At 68.5% G+C, this 18,116-nt stretch carries 20 protein-coding genes; 16 read left to right on the top strand and 4 right to left on the bottom strand.

Features of this window, described 5'->3' with window-relative positions; all coding sequences use genetic code 11:
* The first annotated feature begins 36 nt into the window (after positions 1–36).
* Genes hemQ through hemL form a run of 6 tightly spaced genes read left to right on the top strand, consistent with a single transcriptional unit; the run spans position 37 to position 5,916 of the window.
* Complete coding sequence (gene hemQ, locus FVA74_RS06090) at positions 37–765, top strand: hydrogen peroxide-dependent heme synthase (RefSeq protein ID WP_147721190.1); 729 nt, start codon at positions 37–39, stop codon at positions 763–765.
* Positions 762–1,907 carry a ferrochelatase gene (locus tag FVA74_RS06085; protein ID WP_147721189.1) on the top strand — a complete coding sequence of 382 codons (1,146 nt, stop codon included), beginning with the start codon at positions 762–764 and terminating at the stop codon, positions 1,905–1,907. Before hemQ ends, FVA74_RS06085 begins: the two co-directional genes overlap by 4 nt.
* A complete protein-coding gene (hemC, locus tag FVA74_RS06080) occupies positions 1,904–2,848 on the top strand; it encodes a hydroxymethylbilane synthase (protein WP_147721188.1) in 945 nt (314 codons plus the stop codon). Before FVA74_RS06085 ends, hemC begins: the two co-directional genes overlap by 4 nt.
* A 39-nt stretch (positions 2,849–2,887) precedes the next feature.
* Complete coding sequence (locus FVA74_RS06075) at positions 2,888–3,601, top strand: uroporphyrinogen-III synthase (protein ID WP_240792330.1); 714 nt, start codon at positions 2,888–2,890, stop codon at positions 3,599–3,601.
* Positions 3,598–4,575 carry a porphobilinogen synthase gene (gene hemB, locus FVA74_RS06070; RefSeq protein ID WP_147721186.1) on the top strand — a complete coding sequence of 326 codons (978 nt, stop codon included), beginning with the start codon at positions 3,598–3,600 and terminating at the stop codon, positions 4,573–4,575. The genes FVA74_RS06075 and hemB overlap by 4 nt, the downstream gene beginning before the upstream one ends.
* A 30-nt stretch (positions 4,576–4,605) precedes the next feature.
* Positions 4,606–5,916 carry a glutamate-1-semialdehyde 2,1-aminomutase gene (hemL, locus tag FVA74_RS06065; protein WP_147721185.1) on the top strand — a complete coding sequence of 437 codons (1,311 nt, stop codon included), beginning with the start codon at positions 4,606–4,608 and terminating at the stop codon, positions 5,914–5,916.
* On the opposite strand, the gene FVA74_RS06060 is transcribed toward hemL, so the two are convergent.
* Positions 5,913–6,752 (bottom strand): endonuclease/exonuclease/phosphatase family protein, encoded by an 840-nt coding sequence (locus tag FVA74_RS06060; RefSeq protein WP_147721184.1) that lies wholly within the window; start codon positions 6,750–6,752, stop codon positions 5,913–5,915. The genes hemL and FVA74_RS06060 overlap by 4 nt on opposite strands.
* The gene (locus FVA74_RS06055; protein ID WP_147721183.1) at positions 6,749–7,426 is read right to left on the bottom strand and encodes a LysR family transcriptional regulator substrate-binding protein; all 678 of its coding nucleotides are present in this window, start codon (positions 7,424–7,426) and stop codon (positions 6,749–6,751) included. Before FVA74_RS06055 ends, FVA74_RS06060 begins: the two co-directional genes overlap by 4 nt.
* Before the next feature lie 22 nt (positions 7,427–7,448).
* On the opposite strand from FVA74_RS06055, the gene FVA74_RS06050 reads away from it, so the two are divergent.
* The 5 genes from FVA74_RS06050 (at position 7,449) to FVA74_RS06030 (ending at position 9,824) form a co-directional block, all read left to right on the top strand.
* Positions 7,449–7,811, top strand: coding sequence for a DUF5997 family protein (locus FVA74_RS06050; RefSeq protein ID WP_147721182.1), 363 nt, complete (start codon positions 7,449–7,451; stop codon positions 7,809–7,811).
* Between the two features lie 253 nt (positions 7,812–8,064).
* Positions 8,065–8,814 carry a glycosyltransferase family 2 protein gene (locus tag FVA74_RS06045; protein WP_147721181.1) on the top strand — a complete coding sequence of 250 codons (750 nt, stop codon included), beginning with the start codon at positions 8,065–8,067 and terminating at the stop codon, positions 8,812–8,814.
* 71 nt (positions 8,815–8,885) lie between these two features.
* Positions 8,886–9,167 carry a hypothetical protein gene (locus FVA74_RS06040; protein WP_147721180.1) on the top strand — a complete coding sequence of 94 codons (282 nt, stop codon included), beginning with the start codon at positions 8,886–8,888 and terminating at the stop codon, positions 9,165–9,167.
* Between the two features lie 40 nt (positions 9,168–9,207).
* Entirely contained in the window at positions 9,208–9,570 is a 363-nt protein-coding gene (locus FVA74_RS06035) for a hypothetical protein (RefSeq protein WP_147721179.1), read from the top strand.
* A complete protein-coding gene (locus FVA74_RS06030; RefSeq protein ID WP_147721178.1) occupies positions 9,567–9,824 on the top strand; it encodes a DUF1653 domain-containing protein in 258 nt (85 codons plus the stop codon). Before FVA74_RS06035 ends, FVA74_RS06030 begins: the two co-directional genes overlap by 4 nt.
* Before the next feature lie 62 nt (positions 9,825–9,886).
* On the opposite strand, the gene FVA74_RS06025 is transcribed toward FVA74_RS06030, so the two are convergent.
* The gene (locus FVA74_RS06025) at positions 9,887–11,521 is read right to left on the bottom strand and encodes a M28 family metallopeptidase (RefSeq protein WP_168220077.1); all 1,635 of its coding nucleotides are present in this window, start codon (positions 11,519–11,521) and stop codon (positions 9,887–9,889) included.
* 135 nt (positions 11,522–11,656) lie between these two features.
* On the opposite strand from FVA74_RS06025, the gene FVA74_RS06020 reads away from it, so the two are divergent.
* Positions 11,657–12,295, top strand: a complete 639-nt coding sequence (locus tag FVA74_RS06020) for a YitT family protein (protein ID WP_240792329.1) — start codon at positions 11,657–11,659, stop codon at positions 12,293–12,295.
* Positions 12,296–12,316: 21 nt separating this feature from the next.
* Here FVA74_RS06020 and FVA74_RS06015 read toward each other — a convergent pair whose 3' ends face one another.
* Entirely contained in the window at positions 12,317–13,828 is a 1,512-nt protein-coding gene (locus tag FVA74_RS06015; protein ID WP_168220076.1) for an NCS2 family permease, read from the bottom strand.
* Between the two features lie 112 nt (positions 13,829–13,940).
* On the opposite strand from FVA74_RS06015, the gene FVA74_RS06010 reads away from it, so the two are divergent.
* The 4 genes from FVA74_RS06010 (at position 13,941) to FVA74_RS06000 (ending at position 18,074) form a co-directional block, all read left to right on the top strand.
* Positions 13,941–15,074 carry a glutathione-independent formaldehyde dehydrogenase gene (locus FVA74_RS06010; protein WP_147721176.1) on the top strand — a complete coding sequence of 378 codons (1,134 nt, stop codon included), beginning with the start codon at positions 13,941–13,943 and terminating at the stop codon, positions 15,072–15,074.
* Positions 15,075–15,137: 63 nt separating this feature from the next.
* Positions 15,138–16,730 (top strand): bifunctional phosphatase PAP2/diacylglycerol kinase family protein, encoded by a 1,593-nt coding sequence (locus FVA74_RS06005; RefSeq protein ID WP_147721175.1) that lies wholly within the window; start codon positions 15,138–15,140, stop codon positions 16,728–16,730.
* A 50-nt stretch (positions 16,731–16,780) separates the two neighbouring features.
* Positions 16,781–16,909 (top strand): hypothetical protein, encoded by a 129-nt coding sequence (locus FVA74_RS13825; protein WP_255471450.1) that lies wholly within the window; start codon positions 16,781–16,783, stop codon positions 16,907–16,909.
* 112 nt (positions 16,910–17,021) lie between these two features.
* Positions 17,022–18,074 carry a zinc-dependent alcohol dehydrogenase family protein gene (locus FVA74_RS06000; RefSeq protein WP_147721174.1) on the top strand — a complete coding sequence of 351 codons (1,053 nt, stop codon included), beginning with the start codon at positions 17,022–17,024 and terminating at the stop codon, positions 18,072–18,074.
* Positions 18,075–18,116 lie beyond the last annotated feature (42 nt).

The following is an 18,116-nucleotide window of genomic DNA, read 5'->3' as shown; positions in this document are numbered from 1 at the left end:
TTTCGATTCTCAGCGGCGCGAGAGGATGATTGAGGCATGACCTCGACCCCTCCCTCACCGTCTGTCGCCCCCATCGTCACCCCGGTTTCTGGTGAGACCGAGTACACGCTCTGGGCGGTGCTGCGCAAGGACCCGCAGGCGCACGCGGCGGGCACTCCGGCGATCGACCCGGCCGCGCAGGCTGAGCTGCGCGCGACGATCGAGCAGGTCGAGGCGAACGGCACGACACTTCGGGGGGTCTATGACGTCTCGTCGATCCGCGCCGACGCCGACGTGATGCTCTGGCTGCACGGCACCTCACCCGAGGCGATCCAGGCGGCCCTGCGCGACCTGCGGCGCACGAGCATCCTGCGCCCACTCCTTCCGACCTGGAACGCCATGGGCGTGCACCGCGACGCCGAGTTCTCTGCCGATCACATCCCGTCCTTCATGCGCGGCAAGGAGCCTGCTGACTGGCTCACCGTGTACCCCTTCGTGCGCAGCTACGAGTGGTACCTCATGGACCCGGCAGAGCGCCGCTCGATGCTGGGCAAGCACGGGCGCCTGGGCGGGGCATTCCCCAATGTGCTTGCCAACACCGTGGCATCCTTCGCGCTCGGCGACTACGAGTGGATCCTCGCACTCGAGGCCGACAACCTGCTCGAACTGGTCGACCTCATGCGACACCTGCGGGCGACGGATGCGCGCATGCACGTGCGCGAGGAAGTCCCGTTCTACACGGGCCGCCGCATCGACCTGAGCGAGCTCGTGGACGTGCTCTCGTGAGTGTCGTGCCGGGAGCAAGTGCTGCCGCGGCAGACGGTGCTGAGCATGTGACCGAGCCCGTCGCCTACGACGCCATCCTGCTCGCTTCCTTTGGCGGGCCCGAGGGCCAGGACGACGTGATCCCGTTCCTGCGGAATGTGACCCGCGGCCGCGGCATCCCCGACGAGCGACTCGAAGAGGTCGCCCACCACTACCGCGCCTTCGGCGGCGTCAGCCCCATCAACGACCAGAACCGCGAGCTCAAGGCCGCGATCGAGGCCGAGCTCGAGCGGCGCGGCATCGACCTGCCTGTCTACTGGGGCAACCGCAACTGGGCGCCGTATGTCTCTGAGGCGCTGCAGCAGGCGCACGACGACGGGCACCGCACCCTCATCGCGATCGGTACGAGCGCCTACAGCTCCTACTCGAGCTGCCGCCAGTACCGCGAAGACTTTGCCGGCGCTCTCGCCGAGACCGGGCTCGAGGGCATTGTCACGATCGACAAGGTGCGGCAGTTCTTCGACCACCCCGGCTTCGTCGAGCCCTTCGTCGAGGGTGTCTCCTCGGGACTCGAGGAGCTCGCTGGGCGTGGCTTCGCTCCCTCGGAGACGCACGTGCTCTTCTCGACGCACTCCATCCCGACGACGGATGCCGCGAGAAGCGGGCCGGCAGAGCGCGGCTTCGGTGAGGGTGGCGCCTACGCAGCCCAGCACCTCGCGGTCGCCGAGGCCGTCATGGCCGGCCGCGAGGTCGCCTGGACACTCGTCTACCAGTCTCGCAGCGGCCCGCCCAGCCAGCCCTGGCTCGAGCCCGACATCAATGACGAGATCGAGCAACTCGCCGCGAAGGGCATCAAGGCCGTCGTGATCGTGCCGCTCGGCTTCGTGAGCGACCACATGGAGGTCAAATGGGACCTCGACACCGAGGCCATGCAGACCTCCGAGCAACACGGCGTCGCGGCGATTCGCGTGCCCACGCCCGGCGTGCATCGCGCATTCGTCTCCGGCCTCGTCGACCTCGTGCTTGAGCGGCGCGACGGCGTTCCCGTCGAGGAGCGCCCCGCCGTGACATCCCTCGGCCCCTGGTACGACGTGTGTCGGCCCGGATGCTGTGAGAACGTGCGGCTCGGCTTCAAGCCCGCCCTCGCGGGGATCGCGCCGTGAGCGCCCGCGAGCCGATCCGTATCGGCACGAGGGGCAGCGCGCTCGCCCTCGCCCAGACGGGCCACATGGCCGAAAAGATCCGTGCCGTCTCCGGCCGCGAGGTCGAAATCGTGCGCGTGACGACGGAGGGCGACACCAGCCGCGCCTCCCTCTCGAGCCTCGGTGGCACAGGAGTCTTCGCTAGCGCGCTCCGCGAGGCGCTCCTCGCGGGCGAGTGCGACCTTGTCGTGCACTCCCTCAAGGACCTTCCGACAGCTCCCGCGCCGGGCCTGCGCATCGGGGCCGTGCCCAAGAGGGCGGATGCCCGCGACGCCCTCGTCGCGCGCGATGGCGTGACGCTCGAGGCGCTGCCCGAGGGTGCATCCGTCGGCACCGGCTCGCCGCGACGCGTGGCGCAGTTGCGCGCCCGCCGTGCCGACCTCGACGTGCGCGACATCCGGGGCAACATCGACACGCGTATCGGCTTTGTGACCTCCGGGGAGCTCGACGCCGTCGTGCTCGCGGCGGCGGGGCTTGGCCGTGTCGACCGGCTCGAGGTCGTGACAGACTTCTTCGACCTCGACGAGCACCCTTCCGCTCCGGGGCAGGGTGCCCTCGCAATCGAGATGCGTGCCGCCCCCGAGCCCGCGCTCGACCGCGTGGTGCAGGCGATCGACCACGGCACGGCCCGCCAGACCTCGACCGCGGAACGCTCCGTGCTCGCACGCCTCGAGGCCGGATGCGCGGCGCCCGTCGGCGCGACCGCGATCGTCGACAGCCAGCTCCTGCTGCTGACGGCGACCGTCTACAGCATTGACGGCACGCAGTCCCTCACGGCATCGCACGGCGCAGTGCTGGAGGGTTCCGCCGCCGAGCGTGAGATGCAGGCGCGCGAACTCGGCGAGCGGGCGGCGGATGAGCTACTCGAGCGGGGTGCCGCCGACCTCGCACCGCTTTCCTGAGCCATGTCCGCGGCGCGCACGCCTCTCGACGGATGCCGGGTGCTGATTCCCCGAGGTGGGGAGTTCGGCGACCGCCTGGCCGCGGGGGTGCGTGCCCTCGGGGGCGTGCCCCTCGTCGCGCCGCTCATCGATTTCGGCGAGCCAGACGACCGTCGCCCGCTGGAGGATGCGATCGCTCGCTTGGCCGCGGGAGCATACGACTGGCTCGTGGTGACGAGTGCGACGACGGCCGAGGCGCTCGGCGAGGTGCTCGCGGCCCTGCCGTCGACGACCCGCGTCGCGGCCGTTGGTCCCGCGACCGCCGCCGCGCTCGAGGCGCGCGGGGCCGAGGTGCATCTCACGCCGGCCAACGACCACTCCGCGCTCGGGCTGCTTGCCGAGTGGCCCGACGACTCCGGCCGGGTGCTGCTCCCGCAGTCCGAGATCGCCGCCGAAACCCTCGAGGCGGGGCTGCGTGACCGGGGCCTGACCCTGGACGTCGTGACCGCCTATCGCACGGTCGCGGTGGAGCTAGACCCGGCGATGCGTAAGACCGTGCGTGCGGGGGTGATCGATGCGATCCTGCTCACCTCTGGCAGCACCGCGCGCCACCTCGCCGCCCAGTGCGCACCGCTGCCGGAGGGCATCCAGGTGGTCTGCATCGGTGAGTCGACAGCGCGGGCGGCCACAGCATCCGGGCTGCGGGTCGATGCCATCGCGGAGCGCAGCGAGGGGGAGTCTCTCATCGACGCCCTCGTAGGATTGACGGCATGACTTCCGGCCCAGGAATCCGCCCACGCCGCCTTCGCAGCACCCCGGCGATGCGCCGCCTCGTGGCGGAGACACGCATCCACCCAGCCCAGCTCGTGCTCCCCGTCTTCGTGCGCGAGGGCATCTCTGAGCCGGCGCCTATCGCGTCGATGCCGGGCGTGATGCAGCATGACCTCGACGGCCTGCGCAGGGTCATCGGCGAGGCGGCCGAGGCCGGGCTCGGCGGGGTGATGCTCTTCGGGATTCCCGAGACAAAAGACGCGATCGGATGCGGCGCGACCGATGAGGACGGCATCCTGAACGTGGCGACGCGCGTCGCGGTCGAGGAGGCAGGCGACGCGCTCGTCGTGCAGACGGACCTCTGCCTCGACGAGTTCACCGACCACGGCCACTGCGGCGTGCTCGACGGCGCCGGCCGGGTGGACAACGACGCGACGCTCGAACGCTATCGCGAGATGGCAGTCGCGCAAGCCGCAAGCGGCTCGCAGCTGCTGGGGCTCAGCGGCATGATGGACGGCCAGGTCGCCGCCGTGCGCGACGCCCTCGACGCCGAGGGCTACTCCGACACCGCGATCCTCGCCTACAGCGCCAAGTATGCCTCCGCCTTCTACGGGCCCTTCCGCGACGCCGTCGACTCGAGCCTGCAGGGAGACCGCAAGACGTACCAGCAGGACCCCGCCAATCGTCGGGAGGGGCTGCGCGAAGCACTGCTCGACCTCGCCGAAGGCGCCGACATCGTCATGGTCAAGCCAGCCATGAGCTACCTCGACGTGCTCGCCGATGTCGCCGACGCGAGCGACGTGCCCGTGTGGGCCTACCAGGTCTCGGGGGAGTACTCGATGATCGAGGCTGCCGCCGCGAACGGCTGGATCGATCGCGAGCGGGCCATCGAGGAATCGATCGTGGGCATCCTGCGCGCCGGTGCCGACACCGTGCTCACCTACTGGGCGGTCGAACTCGCCCGCAGCCTGCGCTGACAATTTACGCCGAGACCACAAGGATCCGCCATGACCTCCAACACCTCCTCCTTCGATCGCGCCCGCGTACTCATCCCGGGCGGCGTGAACTCACCGGTGCGGGCCTTCGGCTCCGTCGGCGGCACGCCCCGCTTCCTCGTCTCCGCGAAGGGCGCGATGGTCACGGATGTCGAGGGGCGGGAGTACGTCGACCTCGTGGCGTCCTGGGGTCCTGCGCTGCTGGGCCACGCGCATCCGGCAACCGTCGAGGCCGTGCAACAGGCGGCCGCACGCGGGCTCTCCTTCGGCGCCTCGACGCCTGGAGAGACCGAGCTTGCGGAGCTCGTGATCGAGCGCCTCAGCCCCGCCGTCGAGAAGCTTCGCCTCGTGTCGACGGGCACAGAGGCGACCATGACCGCGATCCGCCTCGCGCGCGGGGTCACGGGCCGCGACCTCCTCATCAAGTTCGCCGGCCACTACCACGGGCATTCCGACGGGCTGCTCGCCGAGGGTGGCTCCGGCATTGCAACGCTCGCACTGCCGGGTTCGGCGGGCGTGCCCGCCGCGGTTGCCGCCCAGACCCTCGTCGTTCCCTACAACGACCTTGATGCCCTGCGCGAGGTGTTCTCAACCCACGGTCCGAACATCGCGGCCGTCATCACCGAGGCGGCGGCCGCCAACATGGGCGTCGTCGCGCCCGATGAGGGGTTCAACGCCGAGCTCGTCCGCATCGCACACGAGCACGGCGCGCTCGTCATCCTTGACGAGGTCCTCACGGGCTTCCGCGTCTCGCAGGCCGGCTGGTGGGGCGTCGACGGCCGCGGAGCGCATCCCTACATGCCCGACATCTTCACCTTCGGCAAGGTCATCGGCGGCGGCATGCCCATCGCCGCCGTGGGTGCCTCGGCCGCCATCATGGACCATCTCGCGCCCGTCGGCCCCGTCTACCAGGCGGGAACGCTGAGCGGCAATCCGCTTGCCGTCGCAGCGGGAATCGCCACCATGCGGGCAGCGGATGCCGCGGTCTACGAGCACCTCGACCGCACCGCAGACGTGCTCGCCGACGCGGTCTCCCGGGCCCTCGCGGCGGAAGGGGTCACGCACGTGGTGCAGCGGGCCGGCAACCTCTTCTCCTTCGCCTTCCGCGACTCGGCTCCGCGGGACTATGCCGCCGTGAAGGAGCAGGAGGCGTTCCGCTACGCGCCGTTCTTCCACGCCATGCTCGACGCTGGGGTCTCCCTGCCGCCCTCGGTCTTCGAGGCGTGGTTCGTGACGGCGGCCCACGACGATACCGCGGTGTCGCGCATCCTCGAGGCGCTGCCCGCGGCCGCGAAGGCGACGGCTGAGGCGGTCGCGCCCTAGGGGATCTCGATGACCGACTGGATGGGCTCGTGGTCCGAGGGCGCGCGCCCCTCGAAGCGGCTCGAATTGATGGCGGCGACGAGCACCTGCAGCTCGGGCGTCGCCAGCATCCAGTCAATCCTTGGGTCGTTCGCCTTGGGTGCCTTGTAGCCGGAGTAGGTGCCCACGTCTCGGCCTCGCCGCTCGCGAGCGCGCTCCAAGGTGTCGACGAGCCCCGCCCCTTGCAGTGCGCGGTAGGTCGCTGAACCTGGCACGTCATTGAAGTCACCCATGACGATCGCCGGGCGGGGAGATCGCTGCGCCAGCGACGCCAGGAGGTCGGCCGATCGCCTGCGTGAGCGGCGCGACAGGTGGTCGAGGTGCACGTTGAGCAGGCCGAAGCGTGCTCCCGCCAAGGTGCGGAACTTGGCCTGCACAACGACGCGGGGCACCATGTTTCCCCAGCCGCGCGACCCCGCGACCGTCGGAGTGGGGGAGAGGGCAAACTGCGACCACGCCGTGAGTTCGACACGGCTGGTGTCGTAGAAGACGGGACATCCCTCGCCGCGGCCGTCGGCCCGGCGACCGCGACCGACGCGCCTGTAGTCGGAGCCGAGCATCTCGGTGAGGTCATCGGCCTGTCGCAGCATGGCTTCCTGCACGCCGATGATCGTCGGCGCCTCCGCACGGAGCAAGCGCTCTACGAGCGGACGCCGGGTAGGCCAGAAGTCGGGGCTGTTCTTTCGGGTTCCCGCGATCGTACGACGGATGTTCCAGCTCATGATGTGCACGGCCGGGGGCGCTACGGGACCGATGACGGCGGCGTCGTTCTGCAAGTGTGGCGCCAGCACGGTCATCGCCGTCCGCGTCGGGTGCCGCCGCGAGAGGCGCGGGAGGACTTGCCGGATGCTCCGGATGGCTTGCCGGACTTCGGCGTGGCAGCGCCACGGCGCTTGGCGGGCGGGGAGGACTCCGCCTTCGCCGGCGCGGCGCCGCGGGAACTCGCGGCACTGCGACCCCGGACTATCCCGACGAAGTACTCGACGTCGTCGCTCGTCGCGTCGATGGGCCACGCGATGGCGACCTCCGTCGCGGGCGCGTCTGAGAGCGGCACGGCTGCGACATCCTTGCGGGCGTGCAGCCGGGCGATGGAGTGGGGAAGGCGCACGTAGCCAGCGCCAGCGGCGACGATCTCGACGGCATCCGCAGCCGACTCGTGTCGCTCGACTTCTCCCTCGAGGTCGGCCTGGGTGACCGCTTCGAAGAGGCTGATCGGATGTTCCTTGGCCACCACCACGACGGGCACCTCGCTGTAGAGGCGGATGACGTTCAGGTCATCGCGCTCGATCGGCAGGCGCACGAAGCACACGTCGACGTCTCGGGCGTCGAGCGCCGCACGTTGCTGCGCCTCAGCGAGCGGGAGCACCTCGAGGGGGACCCCGGGGCGGCGTTCCTTCCAGGCCCGCGTCCACTTGGCCACGGTGACGCCGGGGACGATTCCGACGCGGAAGGGCTCGGCGGGCGAAGGCATGCCCTCAGGTTACGCTGGATGGATGACCGAGCAGACCATGAAACCAGCAACCGCGGCCCAGAAGCTCGGCGTGTACCTCCCGGCGACCCCGGCCGAGTTCCAGGCGACACCTGTGACCCGCAGCCAACTGAACGAGCTGCTGGAGTCACCGCCCGAGTGGCTCGTCGAACTGCGACGCACGGGCCCGCACCCGCGCTCGGTCGTTGCAGCCAAGCTGGGCGTCTCGAACGCCGGACTCGCCCGCGGCGGCATCACCGAGGCGCTCACGACGGCGGAGATCGACGCCCTGCTGCAGGACCGCCCGGAGTGGCTGGTCCGCGAGCGGGCGACGCAGGCCGCCGTCCGCGACGAAAAGGCGCGACTCCGCGAGAAGAAGGCCAAGTAAGACGAAGCGAGCCGACCCCTCAGGGTCGGCTCGTGTTGTCACTCCGCCTTGCGCTTGCTTGCGGCCTTGTCCTTCTTGTCGAGGCGCTTTTCTTTCAGCGTCTTGCTCGCTGCAGTCTTGTCGCTGGACTTCCGAACGGATTTGTCTGCCATGGCCTGGCCTCTCCTTGGTAGCGGGATGCTCCTTCCTGACCATACGCGCTGCACGGGCATCCCGCGCGCGCCGCGTCGTGACCGCGCCTAGAATCCACAGCATGCCCACGGTCTCCGTCATCGTTCCGTCCTGGAACGACGCCGAACTCCTTCGTGAGTGCCTGACGGCCCTCGCGGCACAGACGGTGCTGCCCGATGAGGTCATCGTCGTCGACAACGCGAGCACGGATGCCACCGTGAGCGTCGCCCTCGACTTCGGCGCCCGCGTGGTCGAGGAGCCGGTGCGTGGCATCCTGCGCGCGACCTGCGCGGGTTTCAACGCCGCAACGGGCGACATCGTCGCTCGCCTCGACGCCGACTCGGTTCCCGCGGCCGACTGGGTCGAGCGTGTCGTGTCACGCCTCGAGCAGACCCCCGCACCTGCCGCCGTTGTCTCCGATGGCGAATTCGTCGGCTCGACGCGCGTCATCCGCTGGTTCGGGCGGCGCGTCTACCTCGGCGGGTACTTCCGCGCGATGCGCCTGCTGTTGGGCCAGCCGCCCCTCTTCGGTTCCAACATGGCGATGCACCGCAGCGCGTGGATCGCGGCGCGCCCCCGGGTCGATGTCTCGACCCCCGCCGTGCACGACGACCTGTACCTCAGCATCCGACTGCCCCCGCAGGTGCGCGTCGTCTATGACGACTCCATGCGGGTCACGATCTCGGCGCGGCCCTTCGCTTCACCCGGGGCCATCATCAAGCGGATGGTGTGGGGTTGCAACACGCTCCTCGAGGGACTGATCCGGGGCGGCCTGCTTCGCGGTCGTCGAGAACGTCGGCGCGAGCACAGGGGAGTGGCCGCGAGCCTGTGAGCCCGCCGCATGCCCCGGCCGCGGTGCGGTGCTTCGCTGGAGAGCGAACCGTTTCGCAAGGAGGAGGCATCATGAGCACGAGCGACAGCCACGAGAACGCCAAGCACGACGACATCAAGAACGACAACGAGTCGACCGAGCTCGAGGGCGCCGCGGTCGACAGTCCTCGAAGCGAGCGCGAAGTGCAGGAGCTCCAGCGCTCCCAGATCGGCGAAAGCCCGGCCCTCGACGATCCCGACATCGACGAGTCGGATGTCGCGGTGCTGCCCGGTACGGGTGGACAGGACGACCAGGGAGACGTCTCTGTCGACCCCGACGAGATCAACATGCCGAGGGACACGGGTGCCCACTAGCACGCTTCGGCATGCGATCAGCCCCGGTATCGTAGGGCCGATGATCTCGCTACGTGAGGCCGCCCAGCGGCTCGACATCCCCCTCGAGATGGCGAAGCGCCACGGGCTTCCCGCGCGCATGGAGGAGGCCGAGCTCGAACGGATGCGCGAGCATCCGCCGCAGTGGCTCGCCCAGTCGCTCGCGAACCGCAAGGCGGGGGCACGCCCGGTCTGGGTCGAGCTGCGCTGCGATGTCTGTGGGCGCACGGAGTCGGTGCGGCCGAAGAAGTGGTGGCCGGAGTTCACCTACGTCACGTGCGAGGAACACTCCCGCGACGAACTGCCGAGCCCCGGCGCCCTGTACCGGCAGGAGGTCGAGGGCATCGGCAGCCGATTCGTCGGCATTGCGGATGTGACGGCATGAGCGGCATCGACCCCTCTGGACTCGCTCCGGATGCGGCGGCGCACCTGCGCGGGCGCTACCGGCACTTCAAGGGTGGCGTCTACGACCTCATCGACGTTGCCCGCCACAGTGAGACGAGCGAGGAGTTCGTCGTGTACCGCTCGGCATCGGGCGAGCTGTGGGTGCGCCCACGGGCCATGTTCTTCGAAACAGTCGACGTCGATGGTCGCCAGGTCAGTCGCTTCGAGCGCATGGGCGACTCCGAACTCTCCTAGCCGGACGCCACGGGCCCCGGATCGCTCCGGGGCCCGCGGCGGGTGTCACTCAGTAGCTCGACTCAGCGCCCGTCGTGCTTTCCGAAGGAGTGGTGCCAGGGGTGCGGGTGCGCCTTGCCCTTTCCGTGACCCTTGCCGTGGCCCCAGCCCTTGCCCTTGCCGGGGTGCTTCTTCACGTCGGCGTAGCTCGCCGTCGCGTGGGCGATCGCGTCGGAGAACTGGTCGAGTGCTTCCACGTTGACGTTCTCGATCGTGTCGCATTCGGAGTGGTAGCAGGCGTCGTAGGCCTCACCGGCGGTGCCGCCGAACACGGCGGCCTCCTCCTCCGTCTTGATGCCCTCGGCGCCCGAGAAGAGCCCGCCGGCAGGGATGCCCGCGTCGATGAACGCCTTGTAGTCCGAGCGGCCGCTGAACTCGGTCGGCGCCGATGCGAGGCCCTGCGAGGCGAACCACTCCGTGAAGAGCGCTTCAATCTCCGCGGAGCCGTCGGGCCCCGCTGTCCCGAAGGCGTCGCCGTCCCCGTCGTAGACGAAGCGCACGAAGTTCGGCGACCCGACCATGTCGAAGTTGAGGTTTGCGCTGTGCTGCTGGATCTCGGCCTCCGTCAGCTGCTCCACGTAGTGGGTCGAGCCGATGAGCCCGTCCTCCTCGCCGCCCCAGAAGGCGAACCGCACCCGGTTCTGCGGCGTTCCCTTCGAGTTGGCCAGCTGGATGGCGGTCTCGAGGATGGCCGCGCTGCCGCTCGCGTTGTCGTTGATGCCGGGGCCCTCCGCGACACCATCGAGGTGGCCGCCGACGACAACGGTCTTGTCGGGGTTGCCCTTGCGCGTGTCAGCGATGACGTTGAAGGTCTCCACCGTGCGGGTGGTTGCCTCGACCGCGACCCGCACGGTCACCTCCTCCTGCGCCGACGCGAGCGCGAGGGTCTCACCGAGCGCATACGTCGTTCCCACCGTGGGAATCGAGACCTGCGGCGTCGCGAGGGTCGCGAGCAGCAGGCCACTGCGGTCCTCGCCGTTGCCCTGATTGAAGATCACCGCGGCGACGGCGCCAGCCGCGGCAGCGTTCTCGACCTTGACCCTGAAGTCACACGTGCCGCGCTGCACGAGTGCGATCGAGCCGGCCGTGAAGCCTTCGAAATCCTCCGCCTCGCATCCGCTCGTCGATGCCCGGTCACCCTCGAGGTTCACGTCGACGGCCTCGATGGGGGCAGCGATGTCGCCCGCCCCCGAGTACTCGACGACATCGAACTCGGTGCCGACCACATAGGGCAGTGCTGTGGGACTCACCTGTTCGAAGGTGGTGCTGCCCTCGACGAACTGGTCGTAGGTGAAGGGCTGGCGCACGGGGTCGTAGCCTGCCTTGCGGAGCTTGGACTCGACATACTCGGCCGCGGCCTCATAGCCCGGTGTGCCCGACTGGCGGTTGCCGCCGTTGGCATCCGCGATCGCCTGGAAGGCTTCGAGGTGGTCGATGACCTTGTTGACTTTGACAGCCTCGGGCAGCGTCTTACCCTTGCCGTGGCCGTGGCCGTGGCCGTGGCCGTGGCCGTGGCCCGGGCCCTTCCCCTGTCCGTGCCCATAGCCTGGGCCGTGCCCCGCGTAGGCGGGCAGGGTGCCAGCGACGAGCCCTCCGCTGGCGAGGAGGCCTGCGCTGGCGACAATTGCGACGCGGCGCAGCGTTCGACTGGTTCTCATGTGGATCCCTTCAGTGATGAGACATCCGGCAGTCCGGAATCGTGAAGATGACGCTAACTGGCGCACCCCTACTTTGGGGGCATGTGAGAGCCTTCTCATCTGTCGGAAGGCCGCCAGCTGCGTTAGGTTTCGCAGGTGACGGATGACACATCCCCTGGACTCGTCGGCGGTACGGCCCTCTCGATCAAGCCGCACCGGCCGACCGAGGATGCCGTCGCGCTCGTCGTCGGGTCACTACTGATGTCGTTCGGTGTGCTCCTCCTGCAGGAGGTCGGTGCCGTGTCGGGCGGGCTCGCCGGGGTGGCCTTCCTCATCAGTTATTCGAGCGGCTGGCCCTTCGGCGTCGCCTTCTTCCTCGTCAACCTGCCGTTCTACGTGCTGTCGGTGTTGCGCATGGGCATCGCATTCACCGTCAAGACCGCCACGGTCGTTGTTCTGATCTCCGTCTTCGCCGAGGTGCATCCGCTCTTCCTCGAGATCGACAGCATGGAGCCGCTCTACGCCTGCCTCCTTGGGGGAGTGCTCATGGGCATGGGCATGCTCGTGCTGTTTCGCCACCGTGCGAGCGCAGGCGGGCTGGGCATCCTCGCGCTCTACCTACAGGATCGCTTCGGCTGGAGCGCGGGGCTCGTGCAGCTCGCATTCGATGCGGGCATCGTGCTCGTGGCCTTGCTGGTGACGGATGTAGCGACCGTCCTCGCCTCCGTGGCGGGCGTCGTCGTGCTCAACGTCATCCTGGCGATGAACCACCGCCCCGGGCGCTACCTCGGTTGAGCCTGCGCCCGGCTCGTGGGCTTAGGCGCCGATGAGCGTTTCGATGGGGCCGCGCGCGAAGTAGACGAGGAAGCCGACGGCGACGATCCACAGGAGCGGGGAGATCTCCCGCGCCTTGCCCGAGAGCGCACGGACGATGACCCAGCTGATGAAGCCGACGCCGATGCCGTTGGCGATCGAGTAGGTCAGCGGCATGACGACGACCGTGAGGAAGACGGGCAGGCCGACCGAGAACTCGGTCCAGTCGATAAAGCGGATCTGCGAGACCATGAGCACGCCGACGACGACGAGCGCGGCACCGGCGACCTCGAGGGGCACGACCTGCGTCAGCGGGGTGAAGAACATCGCGGCGAGGAAGAGCACGCCCGTGACGATGTTGGCGAGGCCCGTGCGGGCACCCTCTCCCACGCCGGCGGCGGAGTCGATGAAGATCGTGTTGGACGACGAGGAGGTGGCGCCACCGGCGACGGCGCCGATGCCTTCGACGAGGAGTGCGCTGCGTCGGCGGGGGAAGTTGCCCGTCTCGTCCTGGAGGCCGGCCTCCTTCGTGAGCCCCGTCAGGGTGCCGACCGCGTCGAAGAAGTTCGTGAAGACGAGCGTGAAGACGAGCATGATGGCGGCGAGCCACCCGATGCGCTCGAAGGAGCCGAAGCTGAAGGCGCCGATGAGGCCAAGGTCGGGGATCGAGACGATCGACTCTGGCAGCGTCGGCACGTTGAGGTTCCAGCCGGCCGGGTTGGGCCCCTCTTCGGTGAACGACGGGCCGATCTTGAAGATGGCCTCCACGATGATCGCGATGACCGTGGTTGCGACGATTCCGATGAGCAGGGCGCCCTTGACCTTGCGGGCCATGAGCACGCCCATGATCAGGAGGCCGAGCACGAAGATGACGGTCGGGATGCTTGAGACCGATCCGCCCTCACCGAGCTGGACGGGCGGGGATGCTGCACCGCTCGAGCGCACGAAGCCAGCGTCGACGAGACCGATGAAGGCGATGAAGAGGCCGATGCCGACCGTGATCGCTGTCTTGAGCGGCGCCGGCACGGCGTTGAAGATCAGCTCACGCAGCTTGGTCACGGAGAGCAACACGATGATGAGCCCGTTGATGACGACGAGGCCCATCGCCTCCGCCCAGGTGACCTGGCCGACCACGCTGACGGCGAGGAAGGAGTTGATGCCGAGGCCAGCCGCGAGGCCAAAGGGCAGATTCGCGACGAGGCCAAAGAGGATCGTCATAACACCGGCGGTGAGCCCCGTGACGGCGGCGAGCTGCTGGCCGTCGAGCACGTTGCCCGCGACATCCTCCGTGCCGCCCAGGATGAGCGGGTTGAGGATGACGATGTACGCCATCGTCATGAAGGTGACGAGCCCGCCGCGGATCTCGCGTCCGACATTCGACCCCCGCTCAGTGATGCGGAAGAACGTGTCGATGCGATTGCGGGCAGGTGATGGTGTCGTCGTGGTCACCGGATCACTGTAGCGATATCTGGGCTGCTCATATGCGCACGAACCGGCCCGCCACGTCGATGCCATCCGTCGGTGAGTTCTCCGTGAAAGCGCCGAGTGAGGGTGAGCGCCTCCGGAGGCCAGTCCTAGCGTCGAGCGCAGCACAAGCATCCGTCTTTACCTGTGGAGGGAATGAACCATGAGAGCCGTCGTCTTCAACGGACCGTATGACGTGAGCGTCGAGACTGTCGACGATCCCAGGATCGAGGCACCGAGTGACGCGATCATCCGCATTACGACGGCCAACATCTGCGGCTCCGACCTGCACCCCTACGAGGGCAGGGCCGATATGGATGCGGGCATGGTCATCGGACACGAGAACATGGGGATCGTCGAGGAGGTCGGCCCCGGCGTAGACCGCATCAAGGTCGGCGATCGCGTGTCGGTGCCGTTCAACCTCGCGTGCGGAACGTGTCGCAACTGCAACGACGGCTACACCTCCGCGTGCCTGCGCGCGAACCCGTCGGGCATGCCCGGCGCGGGCTACGGCTACCCCATGATGGGCCCGTACTGGGGCGGGCAGGCGGAGTTGCTCCGCGTACCGTGGGCCGACTTCAACCTACTCACGCTTCCCTCTGGCGACGAGTGGGAGCGGGACTTCACGATGCTCTCCGACATCTTCCCGACGGGATATCACGCGACCGAGCTGGCGCAGGTCACACCCGGCAAGTCCGTCGTGATCTTCGGCGCGGGGCCAGTCGGCCTCATGGCGGCGCACAGTGCCGCCATCCGTGGTGCCTCCCAGATCTTCGTCGTCGACAAGGAACCCGACCGTCTGGCTCTCGCCGAGCAGTTCGGTGCGACCGCGATCGACTTCTCGAAGACCGATATCGAAGAAGTGGTCATGGATGCCACGGACGGCATGGGAGCCGACTGCGGTGTCGAGGCGGTCGGGTATCAGGCACACGACGCGACGGGGGAGGAGCACCCCGAGATGGTGCTCGACAACCTCGTGAAGGTCGTGCGGGCAACCGGCAGGCTCGGTGTGGTCGGCGTGTACGTTCCGGAGGACCCGGGCGCGGCCACGGAGGGTGCCAAGGAGGGCCGTATCGCCTTCAACTACGGCGAAGTGTTCACGAAGGGCCTCTCCATCGCCGGCGGCCAATGCCCAGTAAAGAAGTACAACCGCTGCCTTCGCGACCTCATCATCCAGGGTCGAGCCACACCGTCCCAGATCGTGTCCCACGAACTCTCGCTCGAAGAGGCGCCCGGCGCATACAAGAGCTTCGACAGTCGTGAGGATGGCTGGACAAAGGTGATCCTCCACCCCTAGCGGAAATCGAGCCAGCACTGCCAGCACCTGTGGCGCTGGCCTGCTCCGGCCTACCCTGTGCGCATGAGCCGACCCATGCATCCGCTTGCCTCGCTCCGCCGCTTCAGGGTCATGCCGCGCTGGGTGCGGCGAATGGATGCCCGGGTCTCGCGCGCCGTCAACGGGCACCGTCACCTTGCCGAGCTCGACCGGGGCCTGGCGCGACTCTCGCGCAGCGCTGACCGCAGCCGGCTCTGGCTCGTCATCGCCCTGGCCCTCTACGTCTCGGGCGGCGCCCGGCGCCGTGCGGCAGTGCGGGGCGCGGCATCCATCGTCGTGGGCAGCGCCCTCGCGAACCTGGTCGGCAAGCGCATCTTCGGCGGGGAACGCCCACTCCTCAAGGATGTGCCGTTGCCACGCCGGCTCGAGAAGACGCCCACCTCTGGGTCGTTCCCCTCGGGGCATTCGGCCTCGGCGGCAGCCTTCGTCACGGGCGTCGCGCTCGAGCATCCCCGCGCGGGCGCTGCGCTTGCGCCGCTTGGCGCGGCGGTCGCCTACTCGCGACTCCACGTCGGCGCGCACTGGCTCTCTGATGTGCTCGGCGGAATGCTCCTCGGCTCCGGTGTCGCGGTGGCGGGGCGGATGCTCGTGCCTGCCCATCCCCGACCGGAGCTCGAACCCTCCGCCCCCTCCGTCACCCTTCCTGCGCTCCCTGACGGTTCAGGGGCCTTCATCCTCGTGAACCCGGCGTCTGGCATCGACCCGCGCCGTCCTGACCCTGCCGAGCTCATCAGGGAGGCCCTTCCCGGGGCGAGGATCCACCTGCTGGAGGAGGGCGACGACCTGGCCGAAGTCGTGAAGGCCGCGCTCGAGTCGACTCCGCCGCCGCGCGTGCTCGGAGTGTGCGGTGGCGACGGCTCCGTCTCTGCGGTCGCCGACGCCGCCCGGCGTGCCGGCCTGCCCTTCCTCGTGCTGCCCGGCGGCACCTTCAACCACTTCGCCCGCACCGCTGGCGTCCCCGACATCCAGTCCGGCATCGACGCACTCCGTACGGGGGCCGGACGGAGGGTGGATGTCGCGGAACTAGCGCTCGACGGCGAACATCCCTTCACGGTGCTCAACGCGGCATCCGTCGGGGTCTACCCGGCCTTCGTCGCGGAGCGGGAGACGATGCAGTCACGCCTCGGCAAACCGGTCGCGGCCGTCATTGCGGCCTTCAGGGTGCTCGCACGCGCCCAGACGATCGACGTGAGCATTGACGGCCGAGGTGCCCGCGTGTGGTCGGTCGCGGTCGCGGCGGGGGAGAACTCCTCAGCCTCAATGGTGCCCCTGCAGCGGCGCAGCCTCGACGATGCAACCCTCGACGTGCGCGTGCTGCACGCCTTCGGCCGGATGCCACGGCTTCGCGGCCTCGTCGCGCTTGCGTTCGGCCAGCGCGCATCCGCTCTCCTCGACAGGCTACCGCTGCGTGCGGAGCTCGCGACGATCGAATCGTTCACGGCGAAGCGGGTGACCATCGAGGTGCACCGGCGCGGGAACGAGACGCCCGAGTTCGGGCATGACGGCGAGGTGTCGACCAGCCACGCACCCCGCGGTGATGGCACTTCGACCGCGGTTGTTTCGATCGTTCCGAGGGGGCTCGACGTCTACAGCGCGGGGCCGCCGGCGGCGACCTGAGCGGCAGGATGAGCGTTCCGCATCCGAGTCGCGACTGCAGTTGCTGCGGCGTGACAGTGCTGGATCCGCAGTCGCTCGACCTGGAGCACGCCATCGCGACCGCCGATGCTGCGCTCTACGAGGCGAAGTCGCTCGGGCGCGACCGCGTTGAGCGAGCAGGCCCGACGGCAACGGCCTAGGTCGGGACCTTCGTCCCTGCTTCCACCGCTCCGAGCCACTGAGTATTGACTACAGCGGTCGGGACGCTGACAGCAACTGTCGGGCGCTGCCGCGTCAAACTGGAGGTTGATCATGAAGGCGCTCGTCTACCACGGACCAGGAAAGAAGAGTTGGGAGGACGTTCCCGACCCGACGATTCAGCATTCGACCGACGTGATCGTCAAGATGGTCGCCACCACCATCTGCGGCACCGACCTTCACATCCTCAAGGGCGACGTTCCCGAAGTCACTCCCGGGCGCATCCTCGGCCATGAGGGCATTGGTGAGATCACCGAGATTGGTGACGGCATCACCCAGTTGAAGGTGGGGGACCGGGTGATCCTCTCGTGTGTAAGCGCCTGCGGCGTGTGCAGCAACTGTCGCCAGAACCTTTACAGCCATTGCCTCAACCCCGAGGGCGAAGCGGGTATCGGGTGGATCTTTGGCCATCTGATCGACGGCACGCAGGCCGAGTATGTGCGGGTGCCGTTCGCCGAGAACTCTGTCTACAAGGTTCCCGAGGGCGTCAGCGACGCCGAAGGGATCCTGATCTCCGACATCCTCCCGACCGGCTTCGAGATCGGCGTGCAGTATGGCCAGGTCAAGCCCGGCGACATCGTGGCCGTGATTGGCGCCGGGCCGGTCGGGCTCGCCGCCGTCATGACCTCCCAGCTCTACGGCCCGTCGAGGGTAATTGCACTCGACCTTGATGATGCCCGTCTTGCCCGGGCGAAGGACTTCGGTGCCACGGACACCGTCAACTCGGGCAACGCGGACTGGAAGGAGCGCGTTCTCGCCCTCACCGACGGCGACGGTGTCGATGTCGCCATCGAGGCGGTGGGTGTTCCGCAGACCTTCACCATGGCGCTCGACCTGATCCGTCCCGGTGGGCATGTCGCGAACGTTGGGGTGCATGGCAAGCCGGTGGAATTTGCCCTCAACGAGTTGTGGATCAGAAACATCACCGTCTCGACAGGACTCGTCAATACCAACACCAGCGCCATGCTGCTCAAACTCGTCACCCAGCACCGGCTTCCCGTGGAGGAGTTCGTCACTCACGAGTTCTCGTTCGACCAGATCGAGGAGGCGTATGAGATCTTCGGCAACGCCGCCAAACATGATGCCCTCAAAGTGCTCATCCACTGACGCCGCCGCGGTGAGCCCCGAGGTGAGCGAGCGACCGCGAGC

Origin of the sequence: Salinibacterium sp. dk2585, assembly GCF_008001035.1 — a bacterium.
In the GTDB taxonomy this organism is placed as follows: domain Bacteria; phylum Actinomycetota; class Actinomycetes; order Actinomycetales; family Microbacteriaceae; genus Homoserinimonas.
This window is presented reverse-complemented; position numbering and strand designations above follow the sequence as displayed.